This is a genomic window from Ruegeria sp. CH11 (genome assembly GCF_056537105.1).
Genome location: NZ_JBQFQX010000026.1, coordinates 24,041 through 30,040 on the forward strand (window position 1 = coordinate 24,041; position 6,000 = coordinate 30,040).

Consider the following 6,000-nt stretch of genomic DNA (forward strand, 5'->3'; position numbering starts at 1 on the left):
ATTGGGTCAGGATTTTCAGAGGAATAACTCAGAGATGCGGTTTGTCCGCCCAGAAATGTCACAGAGTCCGCGCCTTGCTGAATGAAATTGGCCATAGTGGCCCGCGCAATGCTGTCGAGCGTGCAACGTGTTGTCTCGCCTCCAAGCCCGTCCATGGTGACAACACATGTGTCACCTTCCGGGCCTGCCACTGAGCGCCCAATCGCTCCACGCAACAGCGGGGCCCAAGCATTCTGCTCTAGCGGTGTACAAGTTTCGAGGGCCGCAAGATATACTGAAGCCTCGCGCTGCACACGCAGACTACCGAAAAAGTAACTAACCAAAACGGCCCCGACAGCAGCAATAACGGCCAGAGCAACAGTGATGCGAACAGCCCACTTCATCGAATTCACCCGGAAATAGTGAAATACACTAAATGATCATATGATATGACGAAATTCCGATCCCATCAACACGCGGGCAAGACACTGAAAAACAGGCCTGCAATTGAAGTAATCTTGGTCCATCCTGCGTTGGATTTTGACGTTATAAAGTAGCTTTCATCACGCGTATCTTTCCATCGGAGCAGCTTTAACGGCGACCTGTGAATTTAGGACACCAAGCTCGCCGCAGAGTGCTTAATTGACGGGCTCTCTTGCCGTTCAGCAGCGGCGATATGTGAGAATGTGCGGCAATTCGCTTGCTGCACGCATGTCTTCCGAAACAACATTGATTGATTTGGGTTTGAACCCGTCAACTAATGCGCAAGTCACAAAAGTCCGCATTGAAGAAGTTGCAATGTAGCATGAAATCACACGGTGAACGTCCGCAATGGGCCGCCCGCGAGAGCGACCCGTGAGCGTTAAATCTCAATGGCTTCGGCGATGGCCAAGGCATCCTCAAGTTCGACGCCGAGATACCGGACTGTACTGTCCATCTTGGTATGACCAAGAAGAAGCTGAACCGCTCGAATGTTTCCGGTCTTTTTGTAGATCTGAGCGACCTTGGTTCTCCTCATTGAATGGGTTCCGTAGGCGCTTGCTTCGAGGTTGATCGACGTGACCCAATCGCGGACAATCTGTGCATATTGGCGTGTCGAGATGTGCAGGCGTTCATGAAATCGGCCGGGCCAAAGGAATTCCGAACCGACCATCAGCTCATCTTCCATCCACTTCTCGACAAAGGCCCGCGTGCCTTCGGAAATCTCAAAGCGCACGAGTTTCTGCGTCTTGCTTTGAAGGACCGAAGCCTGTTCCTTGATCTGGCCGGATGCCATCACGTCGACGACTTTCTTTTTCACGAGATCGCAGCCGCGGAGCTTGCTGTCGATAGCCATATTGAACAGTGCGAGGTCGCGATGGTTTTCGGCCTGTTCAAGTCGCACCCGGATTGCCCAGACGCGCTTTGGTTTCAATGGTCGCTTCTGGCCGACGATCCGGCCTTTGTTCCAAGCGGGGCGGAGAGCGCGAATGGCTGGTAAGTTTGGTGTTTCCTTGACTGACCCTCCGATCCGCCATGCCCTCCCAAAACGATAACCCGACGTTGACCAAAGAAGTCTATCACAACATGCTGCACTGCGACCGATGGCGGCAGTGAGCCCAATGTTACAAATGCTGCGCGACGCGCGAATGTCGGCGATGCCAAGCCCCATCCGCAATAGCGCTACGCTACGTTTTCGACAAATGGCTGAGAAACGCCAAACCTTTGACCTGTCTAATCGGCAATCTCTGCTTCTATACCCTCAATTACACGCGCGACCTTCGCGGCATTGGCGGCGTCTGGATGGGGCAGCGCAAATTGCCCACTATCATTGTCGAAATACAGCCCTGATGCGGTTGCGAAGTCGTCCGAGAGAGACGCACGAGTCAAAATATCGACGCCGATATTTAGGTTGTTGCCGGATGTGCCGAACCCCTCGCGGACCATCTTGGTCGCCAGAAGTGAGCCGGGATTGACTGCGACCGAAACCGTCCCGCCAGGATTTTTTGCTGCAAAATCTTGACTCCACATTGTCAAAGCCAGCTTGCTTTGGGCATAGGCCTCCATATCTTGCAGCGTTCGCTTGCCATTCAAGGCGTCAATATCCACCGGCGCTTGAGCAGCGGAGGAAAGATGCACCAAGCGGCCTTCCTTTGGCATGACGGGCAGCAGGAGGTTTGACAAAAGCGCTGGTGCAAAGGTGTTGACGACAAAGCGCACGTCCATGCCATTGCTCAAACGCGGCTGCGTTGTCTTGAAGACGCCAGCGTTGTTGATCACTACGTCAATCCGATTATGGGTCTTGATCAGGTGATGGCCCATCTGTGCGACTTGCGACAGGTCCGACATATCCGCCTGAACGGTTGATAGGGGCGCACCGATCTCGGCTTTCAGCTGCGCGAGTTTCTGAGCATTTCGACCATGCGCAATGATGTTGTGTCCTTTGCGCGCCAGCGCGATTGCAGTTGCACGGCCAAGGCCGTCGGTCGCACCTGTGATGAGAATTGTCTTCGTCATGATCTATTCCTTATTTGAGATCTGGCAGGACATGTTCGGCCAAGGCCTCTAGGGTTTTTTCAACGGGGCTGGCACTGAACCGCAAATTGAGTGCGACATGGTTCACACCGATCTGTTCGAGTTGTTTGAGATATTGCACGAGCGTGCGATGGCCAGACCGGAAGCCAAGGTGGATGGGGGTGGGCGATTCATCGGGATCGTCGGCGAGGTCAATGTAGAGCGGTTGCAGGACAGGTTTCGGCGCTTGGCCCAGATCAGCCGACCGCGCCTGCCAATCCTGCAACACGCCGGGGCGCGGATAGGTCATCCAGCCGTCGCCGTTTTGCGCGATCCAGTCTGGCGATTGGCGGCTTGATCCAGTGATCAGCATGGGAAGCTTAGGCCCGACCGGCTTGGGCAGCATATCGATTGATGCGTCGAGTTTGCCGAACCGATTATCGATCTGCGGGGTGCGCGTACCCATGGCTCGAATGTAGTCAAAACTCTCGCGAAAGACGTCACCCCGCGCCTCAAAATCGCTGTTCATTGCCGGATATTCTTCAGGGCGATCCCCAGATGCCACGCCAAGGATTAGCCGACCGCCTGATAAAACATCGGCAGTTGCTGCAGCCTTGGCCACGTGGGCGGGGTGGTTTAGCGGCAGGATGATACTGGCGACGCCCAAGGCGATGTCGGTTGTTTTAGCGGCCAGATAGCCAAGATAGGCGAAGGGATCAAAAAGCTGTCCTGCATCGCCGAAACTTGGGACGTTGAAAGGCACATCGCGCAGCCAGACGGCCTTGAAACCGAGCCTTTCGGCCAGCTGAATGCGGTCCAGGTGGTCGGCCATGTCGGGCACAGGACTGTGCCCATATTGCGCGATCGGCACCACAAGCCCGACGCTCAGACGACCGTTCTGAAACGTCGCATTGTAGCCGCGGTTAATTTGCTCAAACGGCATATGGGGCTCGTCGCGCATGGCTGCTCTCCAGAAAAGTTTACGCCGCCCTTCGGTGAGGACGGCGCGAGTGGTTTAGGCAAGATCGTCTTTGCCCTCGATCAGGTAATGATGGCTCACCGAACCGGCAGTGCGGGCGGCAAGGTGGGGACCATAAGCCTCATCGGCCATGAATGCCTCTGCCGCTTCTTTGGACGGCCATTCGATGATGATGCGCAGACCGGCATCTTGCGTGTCGCCTTCCACCTGCTCGTGGTTGGCGGTGCGGGCGATGTATTTGCCGCCATGAGCTGCAACGCGCTCATTTGCGGTCGGCAGGTAGCCGGGGATCCAACCTTCGTCGGTGGGGGTTACGTCGAGTACAGAATAATAAGCCATTGTGGTTTTCCTTTTGAGGGTTTGGTTAAGAAGACAATCCAGGAAGGACCTGTTTGCCAATCACGCGGCCGCTTTCCTGACGCTTGTGCGCCTCGGTCAACGTTTCCACCGTCAACGACTCGGCGCGTTCGGTGACCGTGGATTGAAGTGTGCCCGCTTCGATCATCTGCGACACGCGGTTCAGCAGATCGCGCTGTGCCGTGATGTCGGCGGTTTCGAACATCGAACGGGTGAACATGAACTCCCAAGAGATCGTCAGCGCCTTGGGTTTGGCGATTGAGATATCGAGGTTTGCAGGGTCGTCGATTAGAGCGACGTGGCCGCGCGGCGCAATCAGATCAACAATCGAAGGCCAGTGTTGGTCCGTGGCGGTCAACGCAGCGACATTGGTTGGCGCGAGGCCTAAATCCTTGATTTGCGCCGCCAGATCGCTGCGGTGGTTGACCACATAATCCGCGCCCATCTTGCGCACCCAGTCTTCGGTCTCGGGGCGCGATGCTGTCGCAATCACGGTCAGGTTCGTCAGGGTCTTGGCAAGCTGGATCAGGATCGAGCCCACGCCGCCCGCGCCGCCGATCACCAAGAGGCTCTGGCCTTCGCCTTGGCCTTCAACCAGTCGGAAGCTGTCGAACAGCATTTCCCACGCAGTGATGGAGGTCAGCGGGAGGCCCGCGCTTTCGGCGAAATCAAGAGATGCTGGTTTCATGCCGACGATGCGCTCGTCTACGGCGTGGAACTCTGCATTTGCGCCGTCGCGAGTAACATCTCCCGCATAGAAGACCTTGTCGCCGATCGCGAAGCCCGTGACGTCAGAACCGGTTTCGACAACCGTACCTGATGCGTCATAACCCAGAATGCCATGGTCGCCTTCGGGCGCACGGGCCGCGCGCAATTTGACGTCAATGGGATTGACCGAAATGCCTTTGACAGCGACCAGAATATCGCGCGCGCCAAGCTTCGGCTTGTCCACATCAAGCAGGCTCAATGCACCTTCAGCGTCGATAGGACCGTTTTGTGTGTAGCCGATAGATTTCATGTTCAATGCTCCAGAATGCTGCGTTGGAGCTGACATATCACCCGGTTATTTTAAATAAACATCATGAACATTATTTCAGAATTCCGGTTATTGATATAATTGGGGCGCATGGATACAGACGCCCTTCGCCTTTTCGTCGCCGCCGCTGAACGGCTAAACATCACCGCAGCAGGTCGTGACCTTGGTCTTGCCCCCGCTATGGCCAGCAACCGCCTTGCAAAGCTGGAGCGGGAACTGGGCACGGAGCTTTTGCATCGCACAACGCGCAAGATCTCGATCAGCCAGGAGGGGGCCGCGTTCCTTCCCTATGCGCGGGAAGTTCTCGCCCAAGTGGATGCAGGTCGCGCCGCCTTGGGCGCAGGTACGCTTCACCCGAGCGGCACACTGCGTTTCGCGGCCCCCAGCAGCTTCGCACAACTGCATATCATTCCGCTCTTGCCGGAGTTTCAGGCACTCTATCCTGACATCACCCTCGACTTGCGGCTGTCCGACACCCGTCAGGACATCATCGAAGGCAGCTTCGATCTGGCCCTGCGCAGCGCGCCGCTGGAAGACAGCAGCCTCATGGGACGGAAACTGGCAGATGACACGCGCATTCTGTGCGCATCCCCTGCCTACCTAAAGCACTCCGGACAACCGATGACGCCTGATGACCTTGAGGCCCACCGTTACCTGTCATGGTCGAGCATAGCCCCACGCCAGATCATCCATGCCGATGGCCAAACGGCCGTGCTGGAACCGGCAAAAATGACGTGCCGCACGATCCTTGATGACGGAACATCTCAACGGTTAGCGACACTGGCGGGTATGGGGATCTCTGTAAACTCGCTCTGGAGCGTCGCGCAAGACATTGGGGCAGGACGTTTGGTCCAAGTGCTGCCAGACTGGTGCTTGCACGACCAATCCGTTCTTTGGTTGATCTACCCGAAGTCGAATGTGCTAACTCCGAAAGTCAGGTGCTTCATGGACTTTTTGATTAAGCAACTGGACATCGCAAAGCTGACGGGCACGTGATGCCCTTAAGATCTGGGCGGGGGTCGTGACCAATGAGATTGCGGATCAAGAAACTCACCTTGGCCGTTTGCCCATATCGGATGAGGTGGATGGCTCCTGCTCCACCGGCATCGAACGTGCCAAAGTGCAGTTGTTATCGACTGCTGGGAAAGGAGCCACC

The 6,000-nt window shown here is 56.2% G+C and carries 6 protein-coding genes; 1 reads left to right on the forward strand and 5 read right to left on the reverse strand.

Annotated elements, in window-relative coordinates:
- Positions 1 to 841: 841 nt before the first annotated feature.
- The 5 genes from ACR0LX_RS21965 to ACR0LX_RS21985 form a co-directional block, all read right to left on the reverse strand.
- Positions 842 to 1,489, reverse strand: a complete 648-nt coding sequence (locus ACR0LX_RS21965) for a tyrosine-type recombinase/integrase (RefSeq protein ID WP_480785485.1) — start codon at positions 1,487 to 1,489, stop codon at positions 842 to 844.
- Between the two features lie 203 nt (positions 1,490 to 1,692).
- Positions 1,693 to 2,475: an SDR family NAD(P)-dependent oxidoreductase gene (locus ACR0LX_RS21970; protein ID WP_480785479.1), complete on the reverse strand. Its 783-nt coding sequence runs from the start codon at positions 2,473 to 2,475 to the stop codon at positions 1,693 to 1,695.
- Positions 2,476 to 2,485: 10 nt separating this feature from the next.
- A complete protein-coding gene (locus ACR0LX_RS21975) occupies positions 2,486 to 3,433 on the reverse strand; it encodes an LLM class oxidoreductase (protein WP_480785480.1) in 948 nt (315 codons plus the stop codon).
- Positions 3,434 to 3,487: 54 nt separating this feature from the next.
- Complete coding sequence (locus tag ACR0LX_RS21980; RefSeq protein WP_480785481.1) at positions 3,488 to 3,790, reverse strand: DUF1330 domain-containing protein; 303 nt, start codon at positions 3,788 to 3,790, stop codon at positions 3,488 to 3,490.
- A 25-nt stretch (positions 3,791 to 3,815) separates the two neighbouring features.
- Positions 3,816 to 4,826 (reverse strand): zinc-binding alcohol dehydrogenase family protein, encoded by a 1,011-nt coding sequence (locus ACR0LX_RS21985; RefSeq protein WP_480785482.1) that lies wholly within the window; start codon positions 4,824 to 4,826, stop codon positions 3,816 to 3,818.
- 108 nt (positions 4,827 to 4,934) lie between these two features.
- On the opposite strand from ACR0LX_RS21985, the gene ACR0LX_RS21990 reads away from it, so the two are divergent.
- Entirely contained in the window at positions 4,935 to 5,840 is a 906-nt protein-coding gene (locus ACR0LX_RS21990) for a LysR family transcriptional regulator (RefSeq protein WP_480785483.1), read from the forward strand.
- Positions 5,841 to 6,000 lie beyond the last annotated feature (160 nt).